The sequence below is a fragment of the Alteromonas sp. C1M14 genome, from assembly GCF_018860965.1.
In the GTDB taxonomy this organism is placed as follows: Bacteria; Pseudomonadota; Gammaproteobacteria; order Enterobacterales; family Alteromonadaceae; genus Alteromonas.
Genome location: NZ_JAHKQF010000016.1, coordinates 71,194 through 87,018, shown reverse-complemented (window position 1 = coordinate 87,018; position 15,825 = coordinate 71,194). Strand labels below are relative to the sequence as shown.

Here is a 15,825-nt window from a genome sequence, read left to right as displayed (position 1 = left end):
AACTATGTTGTGTGCAGTGTATAAAACACGCAAAAAAGCCGGCATGTATTTGTATGTGCCGGGACAGGATAAGTTTGATGACGTACCTGAAGTGCTGATGGCCCAATTTGGTACGCCAGAACTGGTTATGGTTGTGGCTTTGGATAAGCACGCGCAACTGGCGGGGTTAGACAAACAGGTTGTCAAAGACGGACTTTCAGAAAAGGGGTATTACTTACAAATGCCACCTAAACAAGAAGACCTTTTGGCCTCTCATCGCCAAGCACAGGGGTTAAGTCCTTTTGTGGATGAGAAACGCTAATGCTTTCACGTTGTTCTGTTTTATTTTTAGTGTGTTTTTGCAGCATTTTTACCAACGCATATGGACAAAACCGTGACAAGGACGAGGCGGGTTTTGCTCAGTATGTCTCACAACTTGAACAGGATGCCATTGCAAAGGGGTATGATAAAGGCTTACTTGAAAAGGTGATGGCACAGGTCACCTACCGTCCTTCGGTGGTAAAATCAGATAAAAATCAGCCAGAGAAGAAAATCACTTTAGACAGTTATTTGGCTACACGGGTACCAGACTGGAAAGTCAAACAGGCCGTCGAATACTACAATACCCACAAAGCGTTATTGGACGAAATAGGTAACAAGTACGGGGTTCAGCCTCGTTTTATTGTTGCCTTGTGGGGCAATGAATCGAATTTTGGTAACCTACAGGGGCGCTTTCCGGTCTTTTCGGCTTTGGCTTCATTAGCTTACGAAGGGCGCCGGGAAGCCTTGTTTAAAAAGCAATTTTTTGCAGCGTTACAAATTATACAAGAAGGCCATATAGCCGTTGCCGATCTTAAAGGTTCGTGGGCGGGCGCCATGGGGCAAAGTCAATTTATGCCTACCTCCTTTTTGCATTACGCCGTAGATTACGATGGCGATGGTAAAAAAGACATTTGGCAAACACCCGCCGATGTGTTCGCTTCAATTGCGAACTTTCTTGCTAGTGAAGGTTGGGACGACCAATACACTTGGGGCCGGCAGGTTAAATTTGTCGACGGCTATGATGGCGAACATCAAGGCTTGAATAAAAATCAGTTTGTTCCTTTATCGGTATGGCAATCTCGTGGGGTAAGAAAATTTGATTTGTCTGCTTTGCCAGCCGCCGATATTAAAGCGTCTTTAATCATGCCTGATGGCATAAATGGGCGACTTTATCTTGTGTACAACAACTTTCATACGCTGATGAAGTGGAACCGCTCTAGTTACTTCGGTATTTCTGTCAGCTACTTGGCTGATCGCATTAAAAAAGGCAACTAATTTATGTATCAACATCTTTCTCAGGATGGCAGCCCTATCGACTTACCTGCCACTCGAGCTTTATGTATTGGCCGCAATTATATGGATCATATTGCTGAGTTAAATTCGGCAGTGCCTGATGAAGCCTTATTGTTTATGAAGCCTGCGCCGGCGTTATGCCATCTTAGCGAGCCTTTAATTATTCCCACTGATAAGGGCCAGTGTCACAATGAATTGGAAGTGGCCGTGCTAATTAGCCAGCCACTTTGTCAAGTAAGTGAAGCGGACGTAGAAAAAGCAATTTGGGGCGTGGGCTTAGGGCTCGATCTTACGTTGCGCGATGTGCAATCGCAGTTAAAACAAAAAGGGCATCCGTGGGAACGAGCCAAGGCGTTTGACTTTAGTTGTCCAGTCACCCCCTTCATTCCTTATGCTCAAATCGCGGATCTTCAAGACTTGCACTTCACGTTGAATGTGAACAACCAAGTACGTCAACAAGGGCAAACAGCAAAAATGATGCGTCCTGTAACCACGTTAATCGCCGAGATGTCTTCGATTTTTACGCTTCAACCCGGTGATATTATCTTAACGGGTACACCGAAGGGGGTGGGGCCGCTGCAACCCGGTGACGCCCTTTCTGTGGCGCTAGAAGGGCACCTGTCGGTTTCCACAAGCGTGGTGTCATAATGGAACGCTATTGGGAAACGAAATCACTGGCAGAGATGACGGATGCCGAATGGGAAGGCTTGTGTGATGGGTGTGCTAAGTGCTGTTTAAATAAGTTTATTGAGGACGATGATGAACAGGCTGTTGGCCCTACGGATAAAATAGCCCCAGGTGAGGATATTCATTACACCAATATTGCGTGTTCGCTATTGAATACGAAAACCTGTGGTTGTACTCGATATGAAGAACGTACCCGTTGGGTACCTGATTGTATAAAACTCACCAAAGAAAACCTTAAAGATATTTTCTTTATGCCACCTAGTTGTAGTTATAGACGGCTACACGAAGGTCGCGGTCTTCCCTCATGGCATCCGTTGTTAAATAAGGGGAAGAAAGCCAAAATGCATCAGGCAGGGATGTCGGTGAGAGGTAAAGCGGTATTTGAAACTGAAACCAACCTCGCCCATTTTGAAGATTATATTGTGCGCTGGCCGCTGAACGATATAGATTAATTAACCCGTTAGTCTGCGGTTAACGCATATAAAAGGGCGTTGCGGCCAAAAATACGTTTTCTGCATAAGCCTTCTTTTTCGGCGCCAACCTTTAACGCCACCCGTAAACTGGCTTTATTGTTTGGCTCTATGTACATCTCAAGCCGGTGTAAACCTGCTTGAGAAAATGCCAGCTTTTTCAATGCTTCACACAAGGCGCCGGCGAGTCCTTGTCCACATGTTTCGGGCCTGATCCAATATCCAAGGTTTGCCGTCTGGTGGACAGGATGAATATGGTTAATCAGACCCATGCCCAAACATTGACTACCCAAAATCAACAAATAGGTAATGCCATAGCCGGTACTGCGCTGCTCTTCCAATGTTTGAATACATTGTCGAGACTGAGCTGGGGTAAGCGGGCACAAGGCTGTACCCAACCAAGGCCGGACGTGCTGAATGGATTTTTGCGCCGCTTCACATAGCATATCTGTATGCTTTACGCCGATCCGTTCAATATTGATTGGACCGGAGGTAGTATGTATTGCGGGTAAACGTGAGGGTAACGTGCTTAAATCAATCAAAAGGGCTTTTTGTCCAAAATACGACAACCAAATACCACGATAAATACGATGGCATAAACGCCAAAGATCACCATCATCCATTCAGGCATGCCTAAACCGAAGGTACGCCATCCGTCGTCGAGACAATCGCCTTTTGCTTCGAACACCGCTGGAAGCCAATTGTATAACGGCATGAAAGAAGGGAAGTTGGGAACAATCTCACAGCTGGAAAAAAACGAATTGGTATGAATAATTTCATAATGTTCCTTTGCCAGTAGGAAGCCCCAGCCCGCTGATACTGCCCAGCCTAAAAAACCAAGCATACGGGTTATACCGTGGTTAAAAATCAGCACCAATAATGCTGACAACATCACTCCAATTACCGCCGTACGTTGGTAAATACACATAACACAGGGTTCTAATCCGTTCACGTGCTGGAAATATAAGGCAGTGGCTAGCAGCCCGAATGCCGATAGAAAAAGTAATAGCCAGGCAGATTTTTGTTCTGCCCAGCGACTTATCCAGTGAATCACGACCATAGGGTTCTTGCTACCTTAATGAGATTCAACACTGCCAACGGGCAATGCTGAATGATGTTCTATTAGGTGCATATCGTATAGAAGTTGTGTGGCATCCGACAAACTAAAATAGGTGGCTGCCAGTCCTACCAAGGTGAGTACCAGTGTGTAAGGCAGAGCCATTATCACCATTTTTCCGTAGGAAAGACGAAGCAAGGGGGCGATGGCAGACGTTAACATAAACAGGAATGCTGCCTGACCGTTCGGCGTGGCCACGGAAGGTAGGTTAGTCCCTGTGTTAATGGCTACAGCCAGCATATCAAATTGATCCCGAGTAATTTGTCCTTCTTCCAGAGCAGTCATGACTTCGGTGATATAGACCGAGCCAACAAATACGTTGTCACTAACCATCGACAAAACGCCGTTTGCCAGATAGAACATGACCATTTGGGTTTCTCCCTCAAAGGACAACACCCAGTGTATGACCGGCTGGAACAATTGTTGGTCGATGATCACCGCGACCACGCCGAAAAAGACACAGAGTAGGGCGGTAAACGGTAAGGCTTCTTCAAAGGCTTTGCCTAAGGCATGTTCTTCGATGATGCCGCTTGCTGAGGTTGCAAGTACAATAACTGACAGGCCAATTAAGCCCACGGACGCGAAGTGACCGGCAAGGCCAACAATTAACCATACACCAATAAGTGCTTGCACTGCCAAGCGAGCTTTGTCGCGATTTGTACGGCCTTTATCCATGTGTTTATCATAGGATACAAGGATTTCTCTTACCGCTGGTGGTAACTGGGCTCCGTAGGTAAAAAGTTTGGTTTTTTCTAGGAAAATCGTGGTAAGCAAACCAAATATAAAGACCGGGATTGTGACCGGTGACATGCGAATGAAAAACTCAACAAAATCCCATCCCGCTTTGTCGGCAATGATGAGGTTTTGAGGTTCGCCCACCATGGTCATTACACCACCGAGTGCCGTGCCCACGGCAGAATGCATCATAAGATTACGCAAAAACGCACGGAAGTTTTCTAAGTCATCTTGGCCGAGGTTGTTTACATGATTGTCGTCGGTGTGATCATGGTCGTGATGAAACTCTTTACCCGAAGCCACCTTGTGATAAATGGTATAAAACCCAAGTCCCACCGCAATAATCACGGCGACCACGGTTAATGCATCTAGAAAGGCTGATAAAAATGCCGAGGCGGTGATAAATGCCAATGACAAAATGAGCTTGTTCTTTACTTGTATCACCAACTTAGTAAATAAGAACAGCAACAGATCTTTCATAAAGTGAATACCGGCTACCATGAACACCAGAAGTAGCAGCACTTCAAGATTAACTTCGATTTCGTGCATCATATGATCTGGCGAGGTCATACCGATAAACAGAGCTTCAATGAGCAATAAGCCACCGGGTTGTAACGGGTAGCATTTCAGTGCCATCGCAAGGGTGAAAATAAATTGTATGACAAGTACCCAGCCTGCAAGGTACGTATCCATCGTAAAAAGAAAAGGATTGATGATGAGAAATGCCACAATCGTTTTTTTATACCAATCTGGTGCGTGACCGAGAAAGTTCTTGTATAACGCCATGGGCAATGAGGTTTGCATGTTTTATTTTCCTTTAACAACTTTGTTGGCGAAGTGAATCTAATTATTATATTTACTTGTCCATATACGGTGTGGTGGATATCCAAGTCTTGGTTTTTAGTGACTTTTATTATACTCCAACCCGCTAACTCTAAAGACTACCCTAAAAAAACGGCTTGAGAAAGACGGGAAAGACCATAGTTAGTATAACTAGTTAGACGTAAAACGCTGATTAATTGATTGTGTTAATGAAAATGCATCTGGTACAATCAGTTTGTACAATAATAATGACAGCCAGGCGAGTCCAATGATTTATAAAGCCCAGAGTCCTGCAGGTTTTGCCGAGGAATATATCGTAGAATCTATTTGGAGTGGAAGATTTCCTCCCGGTACTATTCTTCCTGCCGAACGTGAGCTGTCAGAGCTCATCGGTGTAACGCGAACAACGTTACGGGAAGTTTTACAGCGGTTAGCCCGAGATGGCTGGCTTACTATCCAGCACGGTAAACCGACAAAAGTGAACAACTTTTGGGAGTCCTGTGGGTTAAATATTCTAGAAACATTGGCCCGTTTAGATCAGGACGGTATCCCAGAGTTGGTGGATAATTTGTTGGCTGCACGTACCAATCTGAGTGCCGTGTTTATTCGTTCTGCCATCAGAAATAATCCAGACGAGTCCATCAGCATCATTGCTCGCTACAAATCCGTTGAGGAAGAGGGCAAAGCGTTTGCTCAATTCGATTACCAGTTGAATCATGACCTTGCGTTAGCATCAGGCAACAAAGTGTTTGTGTTGATGATGAACGGCTTTAGAGGGCTTTATTCACGTATCGGTGGCTTTTTCTTTTCTTATGAATCGGCCCGAGGCGTGGCTAAAAACTTTTATTCTGAATTGCTTAATGTTGCCGAAAGCGGAGATTATGAGCAGGTGCCGAATGTTATCCGTCAATATGGCATCGCCTCCGGTAAAGTTTGGGCGCAAATCCGTGAAGATATGCCAACGGATATTGTCGATTAATACTTAAAAAATAAGGCCCCGATGTGGCCTTATTTTGTTCTTTTCATTATCTTTTTGCTTCCTACCGTACTTACTTCCATAACGACTGGTTACGTTTTTCTGAGAAAAAGTCGTAAGGCTCCCAAAAACTGGGTATTTGTTTATCTAAGTCACTGTCTTTAAAGTTTTTCGTCATTTGCCGCAATATTTCAGCATGACGTTGCCTATCCAATTTCATCAGTTTTTGGCGAGCCGCTTTGAAGTACAAGTTACGGCTTTTATTAATGCTTTCTTCTTTGCCATGGCCGGTAAAACTTAGGTTTCGTGAAACAACTCGGCAGACAGGCGTGGCTGGATCATTAGGATTCAGCCGCGTCACAATAGCGTATTCATATTGGTCTTTTTCAAACCCTTTGTCGTTGACCGGAATAAAACAAATTCCAAACCCTTGAGGGAAATAACCAACAATTCGTATAAAGTGATTGGCTAAACGAGCATTAATGCCACCGTGTTTCGCCATTTGTTCTATGATCATATAGCCTTTGGGTAAACTAAGGCGGTCATAGTCCGGCTTGGTGGATAACACAACAGAGGCATAGACTTGAGGAATTTTAAGTAAATCGCCAATCCCCGATTTGCCAGTAAATGCCTCTTGAATGATATCGATGGCAAATTGATGGGTGTCATCAACCACTGCATTGGGCTCTCTAGGATAGGCCGTTAAATCTGGCGCGAAACAAAGCGCATCTTTTACATAGGTTAAGGTTGACTGATAATTTAATTTCAGTAGTGCCTTTCTTTCTGTATCTTCTAACGTGCGATAAGGATCTTTTGTACCGTTTATGCCTTTTAATAGTAATAGCGCCTCAGGATGGACTAAACCGATATCTTGAACAATGGCCGCACTTATCACTGGGCAGGCAATTTCGTCATACCACCGTTGGCGCAGGTTTTCATCGTCGTAACGGTGCAACAACGCTTTCCGTTGACTCAGGTAAGGGTTCTCAATACTGCTTTCCGCTAGCACTTTATCTATTAACCTTAACACCAAAACGGCCTTGTAGATGGGCTTTAACTGCTGGTGAAAGTGACGGTAATTCCCTTCATTGCCTTGGGTAAGCAATAGTAGACAGCCTAACATTTTGGCACTGTTAATCTGTGTTTCCTCATCGCTATCGCCTTCACTTAAGGTAACGGTGAGCGCAATGGCGTTTCTTAATAAACTGTGACGAAATTCATGCTCGTTAAGCAACTTTTGTTGATTTTCCTGCCATTTCTGTTGCAACGGGGGCAAACTGCGTTGCCCTAATCCAGACGTACGAATATGATCGATCTGATGAGATAAATCATTCGCGTACTTTTTCATCGGCGGAATAAGCGTAAAGTAGCGTTTAGCATAAGTGGTTACTGAAGGCGTATTAGCATCAGTGTTAGCGATAAGTGCTATTAATTTTTTTACTTGGCGCACATATTGAGTGTGGGCGTCATCTATTTTGCGCTTCACTTTTATCCTTCATTGAAAAACTGCGACATGACTTCTATAGGGAGACGCAGTGGACACAGGGTCGTTAATTTCTTTGCAAGTGGTACAGGATTGCCCTAATCATACGCCTAATACATCTATTGAGGTTAGAATTTTGCGTCCACTTACGTAATAAGTGAGCTATTTTTGCTCAACCCAATAATTTCTTTCGCAGTACATCATAAGTGTAGACTAACGATCGGTTTTCTTGGTGCCTTCAATCAGCATAATGACAGTTTGTTAAGACTGTTCAGGGGTTCTTTGCATAAGTACTTCAGCAGCACAATCACACATCTCACCAATATGAGAAGCGTCTGCAAAAATACCATCTATTAGCAGCCTAGCAATGCCGTGTAATGTGCTCCACGTCACTTGAGCGAGACGCAGGGCATCGGGCCCCGATGGCAGCAGGCCGTGTTTTTGCCAAGTTCGAGTCATTTCTAATTGGTATTGAAAGCAGGGGTAGGCCACGGCTTTTAGTGGTTCGGTGGCATTATTTTTACCCCAGAGGATGCGGCCAAACATAAGATCGTATAATTCGGGATGAGCAGAGGCATAACCGACATAGTCATGGATGAATAAACGAAATCTTTCAGTTAATGCCAACTCCTGTTGTTCAAATATGTTTTTTGCGGAAGTTTGCCAGGTTTTAAACCCTTCTTCAGCGATAGCACTGAGCAGCGCATTTTTGTCTTTAAAATGGTGGTAAGGGGCGGTGCGAGAAACGCCCACCTGTACGGCTAGCTTTCTTATTGAAAGGGCATCAATGCCATCTTGTTCAATAATCTGCGTTGCTGCACCAATAAGGGCATTGCGCAGTTCTCCGTGATGGTAGGGCTGGGAGGCTGTCATAGCAATTCCTCAAATACGATGGCCGCTAGTCTCTCGTTAAATCTTGACAGTGTCAATATTGCTGTTATCTTGACACTGTCAAGTTGTGGCAAGGTGAAAACCTCAGGCATGTCACTACAAAAGATAAAATGCGACCAGGAGCGACCATGAGCACCACATATCCCCATTTATTTCGTCCCCTCGATTTAGGGTTTACCCAGTTAAAAAACCGCATAATAATGGGGTCTATGCATACGGGCTTAGAAGAGATGCCTAAAGGTCATCACCATATGGCGGCCTTTTATGCAGAGCGTGCTAAAGGGGGCGTTGGCCTGATTGTTACCGGCGGCATTGGGCCAAACGAGGAAGGCTCGACCCATCCTGCCACCCGTCGATTAGACTCTGACAAAGCCGTTGAACATCATCGTGTGGTTACCGACGCGGTACATAAGGCGGGCGGGAAGATATGTATGCAAATTTTGCATACTGGTCGTTATGCTTTTTCCCCAAAAGCGGTCGCTCCTTCAGCCATTCAAGCACCCATTAGTCCGTTTAAACCCAAAGCATTAACCGAAGATGAAATAGAACAACAAATACAGGATTTTGTTTTTGCGGCGACTCAGGCACAGAAAGCCGGTTACGATGGCGTAGAAATCATGGGGTCTGAGGGCTATTTTCTTAATCAATTTATTGCTAAGCGAACAAATCATCGAGAAGACAATTGGGGAGGCGATTACGAAAACCGAATGCGCTTACCCATTGAGGTAGTACGTCGTGTGCGCGAGGCGGTAGGTGAGGCATTTATTTTGATTTATCGCTTATCCATGCTCGACTTGGTGGAAGGCGGCTCGTCATATGATGAGGTTGTGGAACTTGGATTGGCAGTGGCGTCGGCGGGTGCCACCATTATTAATACGGGGATCGGATGGCATGAAGCGCGCATACCAACCATTGCAACTCGGGTTCCACGGGCTGGGTTTACTTGGGTGACTGCCAAATTTAAACAGGCATTAACGGTACCGGTTATCACCAGTAATCGCATCAATACACCGGACGTAGCCGAACAGGTTTTGGCTCGAGGCGATGCGGATATGGTGTCTATGGCGCGGCCGTTTTTAGCGGATCCAGAGTTTGTGTTAAAAGCGCAACAAGATCGCAGCGATGAAATAAACACCTGTATTGGCTGTAATCAAGCGTGCTTGGACAATATTTTTAACGGTAAACTCACCAGTTGCCTAGTGAATCCCCGAGCTTGCCATGAATTACAAATGGTCATTGATAAAACCACAACACCTAAACGTATAGCCGTAGTCGGCGCCGGCCCTGCGGGCTTGGCAGCGGCGGTGACCGCCGCCCAACGTGGTCATACTGTAACCTTATACGACAATGCGCCTGAAATAGGCGGTCAATTTAATATTGCCCGACAAATTCCGGGTAAAGAAGAGTTCAACGAAACCCTGCGTTACTTTAACAAGCAACTTGAATTAAATGGTGTGGTTGTCCAATTGAACACCGAAGTCACTGCAAATATGCTCAATAACAGCGATGTTGATGAGGTTATCATCGCCACCGGCGTCACACCTAGAACCCCGATGATTGAAGGCTATGATCATGCCAGTGTGCTGTCCTATATCGATGTTATTAAAAGCAAAAAGCCGGTAGGAAAGCGCGTAGCCATTATCGGAGCTGGAGGGATCGGATTTGATGTGGCTGAATACCTGTCCCACGGGGCTTTGTCTGCCAGTTTGGCGATCCCTGTGTTCATGCGGGAATGGGGCGTGGATATGACCCTATCGGCAAGAGCGGGTGTGGAAGGGGTCAAACCTCAACCAGAGCCCTCACCAAGAGAGATCTATTTGCTTCAGCGTAAAACCTCTAAAGTTGGTGCAACGTTAGGAAAAACCACCGGTTGGGCCCATCGAGTAAATCTACTTAAAAAGGGCGTGAAAATGATCCCTGGCGTCACTTACACGGCCATCGACGATGACGGTCTGCACTGTATTATTGAAGACAAACCTGTGGTGCTAGCAGTGGATAACGTGATCTTGTGTGTAGGACAAGAACCTCTTCGAACACTTAAACAAGGGTTGAATAAACCTTGTCATTTGATCGGTGGCGCAGACGAAGCCGCCGAACTTGATGCCAAACGCGCCATAGAGCAAGGTACACAAATTGCGGCCATGCTGTAGCCCCAATAGGTTGAGGCAAAGGAAACAATGCTGTTAACGTTGCGCCCTACAATCGTTGGGCCCTAAGAAGGGTGGTTGATAGTACTTATGAAGCAACGACAGCAGCACCGTAACGTTGTTTAAAATGATTAGGCATGCGTGTTGGTGATCCTGTGTTTAGTTTGACGCAAACAAATTGGGTTTTGGCGGCAAAGACCACTTTATGACGCTGGGCACATACGAATTGAAATTGGCGAGTTAACGTTATGCCATTTTTACATTCGGTGATCCAAGTGGCACATAACAATGTGTCGTCTTCGTGCGCAGCAAGTAAGTAATCTAATTCATGACGACGTATAACCATTCCTTTGCCACAAGCCTGATAATCGGCAAAAGTAAGCCCAAGGCTATTGGAATGTGCCCAAGCCAACGATTCCATTTCAGCTAAATAAGCCACGTTATTAACATGGTTGTAGTGGTCGATATGGGCATGTTGGATTTGCCAATTTCGCACAAACGGCGAAGGTCGTGCCCAGTCAGTAAAATCGGTCATAACAGAAAAGACCTAGCGATATTGTTGCTTTGCGGTAGTTTTTAACATCAATCGCCTAATTTTAGCAATCAAAACTCTAGTATCAGGGCAAGCACGAACAACCGATTAATGAAAATATTACCGCGACTTTGGGCTTTGGCGCTTAGGGCGACTTTTTGCTATTATTCGCCTCCTTGAGTGATTGTTCCCACCGAAACCCGTTTGCTATAAAGGCAAAGCGAGCACGATGAATTCAACATATATGGTTAATATTCCGACGAATAAGACATTTTCTGATAACAACAGTCACGCTGACATCGCGGTGGATGGCTTGATTGAACTGTTCGACCGGTGCTTTTATTCAACCTACAACACGCGGTTAGTGCGGGGAGACGATGAGCCCGTTTATTTACCGGCCGATGACACGATTGCTTATCATCGTATTGTTTTTGCCCATGGCTTTTTTTCTAGCGCGTTGCATGAAGTTGCCCATTGGTGTATCGCCGGCGAAGCCCGTCGTCAACTGGAAGATTACGGTTACTGGTATTGCCCAGATGGTCGCAACGCTCAGCAACAACAGGCTTTTGAACATGTGGAAGTAAAACCTCAGGCCATTGAATGGGCTTTTACATTAGCGGCAGGGCGTAAATTCACCGTAAGCACAGATAATTTAAATGGTGCTGAGCCCGACCGAGAAGGCTTTTCGAAGAAGGTGGCAAAGCAACTTTTATCCTACGTAGATAACGGATTTCCCCACCGAGCGACACTTTTCATTGCCGCATTACAGGGCTATTTTTCTACGCCCTTGCTTGATCGCTGTTTTGTTGAGGAATGTGTGAAATGAGACAATTTAGACTCGGTATGGTGATTAACCCGTACGCAGGAATTGGTGGCGCTTTGGCATTGAAAGGTAGCGATGGCGCCGCTATTCGTCGTGAAGCTTTGGCCGCCGGTGCACCTAAACAGGCCGGTGAAAAAATGAAGAAGGCCTTAGCTGTGCTAGCCCCGTTAACCGACAACCTTCATGTTTTAACCGGGGCTGGAGAAATGGGCGCGCAGGTGTGTGAAGAATTGGGTTTGTCTTATTCAGTTGTCTATCACCCTGAGGCTAAGCAAACCGAAGGGGAAGATACGGAAGCGGTAGTCGGCGCAATCATGGCTAACAACGCGGATTTACTTCTATTTGCCGGAGGGGATGGCACGGCGCGTAATGTCTGTAACCGCATCGATGAACAACCAGAATATGCGTTGCCGGTTATTGGTGTGCCTGCAGGATGTAAAATCCATTCTGGCGTTTACGCGGTCACCCCCACCGCGGCCGGTGAAGTGGTGGCGATGATGGTAAAAGGCGAATTGGTCAGTGAAATTGAAGCCGAGGTACGTGATATTGATGAGCGCGCCTTTCGCGAGGGAAGGGTGCTTGCTAAGCATTATGGCGAACTTGTAGTACCCCATGCCCTTACGTATGTACAAGGGGTAAAAATGGGCGGCAAGGAAAGCGACGAGATGGTGTTGGATGATATTGCCGCCTTCGTTGATGAAATCATGGAAGAGGAGCCTCAGACGTATTTCGTAATGGGGTCGGGGTCTACGGTGGCAAATATTATGGCGGCTCAAGACTTAGCCAATACCCTGTTGGGTGTTGATGTGGTTAAAGAGAAGACGGTGGTGGCTAGTGATGTCACTGCCAGCGAATTATTGCAACTAACCTCAAACCAGCCTACCAAGCTGATTATTACCGTGATTGGCGGTCAGGGCCACATCTTCGGCCGAGGTAATCAGCAACTCTCTCCAGCCTTTTTGCGTCAGATAGGCAAAGAGAACATTTTGGTAGTGGCAACAAAAAATAAACTGCAGGGCCTTGAAGGACGTCCTCTTCGCCTCGATACAGGAGACAGTGATCTTGACGATGGGATGGGCGGCTACTTTTCCGTCATTACCGGCTATCGTGACAAGGTGCTTTACCCTGCACAGTAATCTTTCAATTAACGGAGACTTTTTATGCATTATCCTGGCGCTGCTTCCACCGCGTTTATCGACAATCTTGGCAAAATAGAAGCCCAATTAGATGGCGTGGTGGATCATGGTAGCGATGATGACCTGTTTATCGCGAGTTATCTACAAGGGCACTTTGCTGTGATTGCCCGGCAGCAGGAAATGTCAAAAGACGCCTCCATTCGTACATTGGATGAAGCCGTGACCGCAAGCCTTAATGCAGCGTTTGACAACTATGAACTCGAACCAGATGATCAGAAAAAAGTGTTCGGGTTATGGCAGCAGTTGCTGGCGTCAATTTAGTCATCTAAGCGGCAAACAGGGGCAGAGTTTTGCCGCTGTTTGCTTAGGCTATCGCCCTACACCTCAGTAAATCTCCTTTACTCTCGTATTCATATATATGGTACGAATTTTGCCATGTATCTGTTTTATCTCCGTCTAAGTATACGAGCTAGGTAGGCCCTATGAACCTTCGTCATGTATTCCTCACACCTATGATGTGTCTGTCTGCGTTATGCAGTGTGTTTCTCGTTGGCTGTGCCAGTGAGCCAGATGTGACCATGAAAGAAGAAAATATGGCTCTGCCTTCATTGGGCAATATGGAATACCATACTTTTATTCTTGCCAACGAGTTGTTTGCCGGTTTACGCCCTACCAGTCAGGCTAGGTATGCCGTGGTAGGTTTTGTACCTGCTGATACTATGCAATACAACCCTAACCACCAGGATCCACTTATGATGCTGGGGCATCAATTACAAGAGGGGATGATCACCGAAGCAACAAAACGGGGATTTACCGCTCAAGAGTTTAAGCTTACAGACGATATAATAATGGGAGACTACGCAGATCGCGTATTCACACGTGACATTGATAAGTTGTCCGCCGTTGAACGGATTGATTTTTATATCACCGGGACCATCGTCAGGCAACAGGCCGGGGCTATGGTTAATGCCCGTGTGATCAATGCCAAATCGAAAGAAGTGGTGGCAGCGGCAACACGGTTTTTCCCTGCTGGGTTGTTCTGGAAAGAAGAAAAAGTTACCACCCGAAATGGTCGTTTGTATAGAATTGAAGATAAGGGGTAAAGGTCATGGGCACAGGAAGTCAGCTAGCGGTAACCGCAATGACAATATTGCTATTGTCGGGTTGCGCAATGTGGGATGAAGAGCAGGTTGACGTTGTCGATACCAAGGATGACGAAGAAGCGTTAAACATCATTGATGTGCGAGCGGAAGATCGCGTATCGGTATATCCTGCAGATGAAGAAGCTGACAGCTTTGGCTCGGTGGAGCAACCGTTACTGTATAGCAGTGTACAAGGTGCTTATCAGGGCCGTCCGCTGCATAAACACGTCGGTGATTACGTTAAAAACTTGGCTCAAGATCTTGTCTCTAATATGGAATATGTCTCTAATAAAACCCCTGTGGCGGTGACCGATTTTGCCATGTTAGATTCGGATTTACAGCATACGAACCTGCTAGGTCATCAAATGGCCGAGTCCTTTATGCATGAATTGCACAAATACCGTATTCCCGTGGTCGATTATAAAGCCACAGACTATATTCGTGTAACCGCCGATGGCGACTTTTTGCTTAGTCGTGATTACCTCGACTTAAATAGTCGTCTACCCATTGATTATGTCCTTACCGGTACAATGGCAAAACATCAAGGTGGTGTGTTGGTCAACGCTAGGATCCTTGGCATAGAAAGCCGAGCGGTAGTCGCGACAGCCCAGTTGCTTATCCCCTTCTATGTTGTGGATGCATTGATCCCCAGTAACAGTAATGGGAAAAATGGTATTCGAGATGGCGTAAAGATAACTCGGGGATAACAAAGTGAATAATCTTAGCCTGGCAAAAGCCCTAGTATGTATTTTCAGTGTATTGATCTTACCTGCCTGTAGTGCGCTTGATACTCAGTTTCATGGCATGACCTCGCAGACTACGCCGGTTCAAAAAGTTGACAAGCCGGCCCCCATGTCAACACCGATTGCAACTGAAGCGCTGGCTAAAAAAGGGTTGTCTTACCAACCGGATGCCCGTGATAAAATGTATGCCGACAACGACGAAGGCCAGCGGCGATGGCATGATCCGTTGATTACTGGTTATCACCCAGAACGAACTCACAAATCTTTAACCGATTACGCCTCTCAAATCGCCATGCAGTTGCTTGATAGTGCCCGGGAGTTAGATGCCAAGCATTTAATTGGAATCGCCAGTTTCGTGCGTTTAAATACGTCGTTGCAAGAAACTACCGTATTGGGGAACCAATTATCGGAACTGCTCATTGCTCAAATGCAAAGCTATGGTCTTGGTGTAGTGGATTTTAAAATGGCCGGCGATATTATCGTAACCCCGAAAGGGGATCTCGCTATGCGTCGTAGCAATGGCCGTGAGGCGAAAAAATTGGCGATGGATCATATTCTCACCGGTACCCTTATTGAAGAACCTCGTGGTGTCCGCGTCAATGCGCGAATTGTTTCCACGGCGAATTATCAGGTCGTTGCCAGTACCAGCCTTTTAATACCCGCTTTTATTGTGACCCAGCTTAATCACGCTATGGTGGGTAGTACGGCTTCAACGCCTGTAACGGTAGGATTTTAGACTAAAGGTTACCGGCAATTCTCTTTTTTGTGGGTTACTATTTTTAGGCTTACCGTCCAGGTAACCGCGCC

The 15,825-nt window shown here is 45.9% G+C and carries 18 protein-coding genes; 12 read left to right on the top strand and 6 right to left on the bottom strand.

Features of this window, described 5'->3' with window-relative positions; translation table 11 throughout:
* Positions 1 to 4 precede the first annotated feature (4 nt).
* From KO501_RS16150 to KO501_RS16135, 4 genes are read left to right on the top strand one after another with little or no spacing between them, the layout of a single operon-like run.
* Positions 5 to 301: a YcgL domain-containing protein gene (locus KO501_RS16150; RefSeq protein ID WP_216030729.1), complete on the top strand. Its 297-nt coding sequence runs from the start codon at positions 5 to 7 to the stop codon at positions 299 to 301.
* The gene (locus tag KO501_RS16145; protein WP_216030728.1) at positions 301 to 1,296 is read left to right on the top strand and encodes a lytic murein transglycosylase; all 996 of its coding nucleotides are present in this window, start codon (positions 301 to 303) and stop codon (positions 1,294 to 1,296) included. The genes KO501_RS16150 and KO501_RS16145 overlap by 1 nt, the downstream gene beginning before the upstream one ends.
* Before the next feature lie 3 nt (positions 1,297 to 1,299).
* Positions 1,300 to 1,962: a fumarylacetoacetate hydrolase family protein gene (locus KO501_RS16140; RefSeq protein ID WP_216030727.1), complete on the top strand. Its 663-nt coding sequence runs from the start codon at positions 1,300 to 1,302 to the stop codon at positions 1,960 to 1,962.
* Positions 1,959 to 2,453 (top strand): YcgN family cysteine cluster protein, encoded by a 495-nt coding sequence (locus KO501_RS16135; protein ID WP_354667845.1) that lies wholly within the window; start codon positions 1,959 to 1,961, stop codon positions 2,451 to 2,453. The genes KO501_RS16140 and KO501_RS16135 overlap by 4 nt, the downstream gene beginning before the upstream one ends.
* An 8-nt stretch (positions 2,454 to 2,461) precedes the next feature.
* Here KO501_RS16135 and KO501_RS16130 read toward each other — a convergent pair whose 3' ends face one another.
* Genes KO501_RS16130 through nhaB form a run of 3 tightly spaced genes read right to left on the bottom strand, consistent with a single transcriptional unit; the run spans position 2,462 to position 5,127 of the window.
* Complete coding sequence (locus KO501_RS16130; protein ID WP_252728509.1) at positions 2,462 to 3,094, bottom strand: GNAT family protein; 633 nt, start codon at positions 3,092 to 3,094, stop codon at positions 2,462 to 2,464.
* Positions 3,010 to 3,531 carry a disulfide bond formation protein DsbB gene (gene dsbB, locus KO501_RS16125; RefSeq protein ID WP_216030725.1) on the bottom strand — a complete coding sequence of 174 codons (522 nt, stop codon included), beginning with the start codon at positions 3,529 to 3,531 and terminating at the stop codon, positions 3,010 to 3,012. Before dsbB ends, KO501_RS16130 begins: the two co-directional genes overlap by 85 nt.
* A gap of 15 nt (positions 3,532 to 3,546) precedes the next feature.
* Positions 3,547 to 5,127 (bottom strand): sodium/proton antiporter NhaB, encoded by a 1,581-nt coding sequence (gene nhaB / locus KO501_RS16120; protein WP_216030724.1) that lies wholly within the window; start codon positions 5,125 to 5,127, stop codon positions 3,547 to 3,549.
* Positions 5,128 to 5,413: 286 nt separating this feature from the next.
* On the opposite strand from nhaB, the gene fadR reads away from it, so the two are divergent.
* The gene (gene fadR / locus KO501_RS16115; RefSeq protein WP_216030723.1) at positions 5,414 to 6,124 is read left to right on the top strand and encodes a fatty acid metabolism transcriptional regulator FadR; all 711 of its coding nucleotides are present in this window, start codon (positions 5,414 to 5,416) and stop codon (positions 6,122 to 6,124) included.
* Positions 6,125 to 6,194: 70 nt separating this feature from the next.
* On the opposite strand, the gene KO501_RS16110 is transcribed toward fadR, so the two are convergent.
* Positions 6,195 to 7,607, bottom strand: a complete 1,413-nt coding sequence (locus tag KO501_RS16110) for a hypothetical protein (RefSeq protein ID WP_216030722.1) — start codon at positions 7,605 to 7,607, stop codon at positions 6,195 to 6,197.
* Positions 7,608 to 7,865: 258 nt separating this feature from the next.
* Complete coding sequence (locus tag KO501_RS16105) at positions 7,866 to 8,477, bottom strand: TetR/AcrR family transcriptional regulator (protein WP_216030721.1); 612 nt, start codon at positions 8,475 to 8,477, stop codon at positions 7,866 to 7,868.
* A gap of 146 nt (positions 8,478 to 8,623) precedes the next feature.
* On the opposite strand from KO501_RS16105, the gene KO501_RS16100 reads away from it, so the two are divergent.
* Entirely contained in the window at positions 8,624 to 10,645 is a 2,022-nt protein-coding gene (locus KO501_RS16100; protein WP_252728508.1) for an NADPH-dependent 2,4-dienoyl-CoA reductase, read from the top strand.
* A gap of 85 nt (positions 10,646 to 10,730) precedes the next feature.
* On the opposite strand, the gene KO501_RS16095 is transcribed toward KO501_RS16100, so the two are convergent.
* Complete coding sequence (locus KO501_RS16095; protein WP_216030719.1) at positions 10,731 to 11,177, bottom strand: thioesterase family protein; 447 nt, start codon at positions 11,175 to 11,177, stop codon at positions 10,731 to 10,733.
* A gap of 226 nt (positions 11,178 to 11,403) precedes the next feature.
* Here KO501_RS16095 and KO501_RS16090 point away from each other — a divergent pair, with 226 nt between their 5' ends.
* The 6 genes from KO501_RS16090 (at position 11,404) to KO501_RS18610 (ending at position 15,754) form a co-directional block, all read left to right on the top strand.
* Positions 11,404 to 12,000, top strand: coding sequence for an elongation factor P hydroxylase (locus KO501_RS16090; protein ID WP_216030718.1), 597 nt, complete (start codon positions 11,404 to 11,406; stop codon positions 11,998 to 12,000).
* Entirely contained in the window at positions 11,997 to 13,133 is a 1,137-nt protein-coding gene (locus tag KO501_RS16085) for an ATP-NAD kinase family protein (protein WP_216030717.1), read from the top strand. The genes KO501_RS16090 and KO501_RS16085 overlap by 4 nt, the downstream gene beginning before the upstream one ends.
* Positions 13,134 to 13,157: 24 nt before the next feature.
* Positions 13,158 to 13,454, top strand: coding sequence for a YfcL family protein (locus tag KO501_RS16080; protein ID WP_216030716.1), 297 nt, complete (start codon positions 13,158 to 13,160; stop codon positions 13,452 to 13,454).
* 161 nt (positions 13,455 to 13,615) lie between these two features.
* On the top strand, positions 13,616 to 14,236 hold the full coding sequence (locus KO501_RS16075) for a FlgO family outer membrane protein (RefSeq protein ID WP_216030715.1): 621 nt from the start codon (positions 13,616 to 13,618) through the stop codon (positions 14,234 to 14,236).
* A 5-nt stretch (positions 14,237 to 14,241) separates the two neighbouring features.
* Entirely contained in the window at positions 14,242 to 14,982 is a 741-nt protein-coding gene (locus tag KO501_RS16070) for a FlgO family outer membrane protein (protein WP_216030714.1), read from the top strand.
* Positions 14,983 to 14,986: 4 nt separating this feature from the next.
* Positions 14,987 to 15,754, top strand: coding sequence for a FlgO family outer membrane protein (locus KO501_RS18610; protein ID WP_216030713.1), 768 nt, complete (start codon positions 14,987 to 14,989; stop codon positions 15,752 to 15,754).
* The last annotated feature ends 71 nt before the right edge of the window (positions 15,755 to 15,825 follow it).

Coding starts and splice junctions, on each gene's coding strand:
- KO501_RS16105 (WP_216030721.1), bottom strand. CDS start 8,477: ATGACAGCCTCCCAGCCCTACCATCACGGAGAACTGCGCAATGCCCTT.
- KO501_RS16145 (WP_216030728.1), top strand. CDS start 301: ATGCTTTCACGTTGTTCTGTTTTATTTTTAGTGTGTTTTTGCAGCATT.
- KO501_RS16130 (WP_252728509.1), bottom strand. CDS start 3,094: ATGGATGATGGTGATCTTTGGCGTTTATGCCATCGTATTTATCGTGGT.
- KO501_RS16090 (WP_216030718.1), top strand. CDS start 11,404: ATGAATTCAACATATATGGTTAATATTCCGACGAATAAGACATTTTCT.
- dsbB (WP_216030725.1), bottom strand. CDS start 3,531: ATGGTCGTGATTCACTGGATAAGTCGCTGGGCAGAACAAAAATCTGCC.
- KO501_RS16095 (WP_216030719.1), bottom strand. CDS start 11,177: ATGACCGATTTTACTGACTGGGCACGACCTTCGCCGTTTGTGCGAAAT.
- KO501_RS16085 (WP_216030717.1), top strand. CDS start 11,997: ATGAGACAATTTAGACTCGGTATGGTGATTAACCCGTACGCAGGAATT.
- KO501_RS16070 (WP_216030714.1), top strand. CDS start 14,242: ATGGGCACAGGAAGTCAGCTAGCGGTAACCGCAATGACAATATTGCTA.
- fadR (WP_216030723.1), top strand. CDS start 5,414: ATGATTTATAAAGCCCAGAGTCCTGCAGGTTTTGCCGAGGAATATATC.
- KO501_RS16080 (WP_216030716.1), top strand. CDS start 13,158: ATGCATTATCCTGGCGCTGCTTCCACCGCGTTTATCGACAATCTTGGC.
- KO501_RS16140 (WP_216030727.1), top strand. CDS start 1,300: ATGTATCAACATCTTTCTCAGGATGGCAGCCCTATCGACTTACCTGCC.
- KO501_RS16150 (WP_216030729.1), top strand. CDS start 5: ATGTTGTGTGCAGTGTATAAAACACGCAAAAAAGCCGGCATGTATTTG.
- KO501_RS16075 (WP_216030715.1), top strand. CDS start 13,616: ATGAACCTTCGTCATGTATTCCTCACACCTATGATGTGTCTGTCTGCG.
- nhaB (WP_216030724.1), bottom strand. CDS start 5,127: ATGCAAACCTCATTGCCCATGGCGTTATACAAGAACTTTCTCGGTCAC.
- KO501_RS16100 (WP_252728508.1), top strand. CDS start 8,624: ATGAGCACCACATATCCCCATTTATTTCGTCCCCTCGATTTAGGGTTT.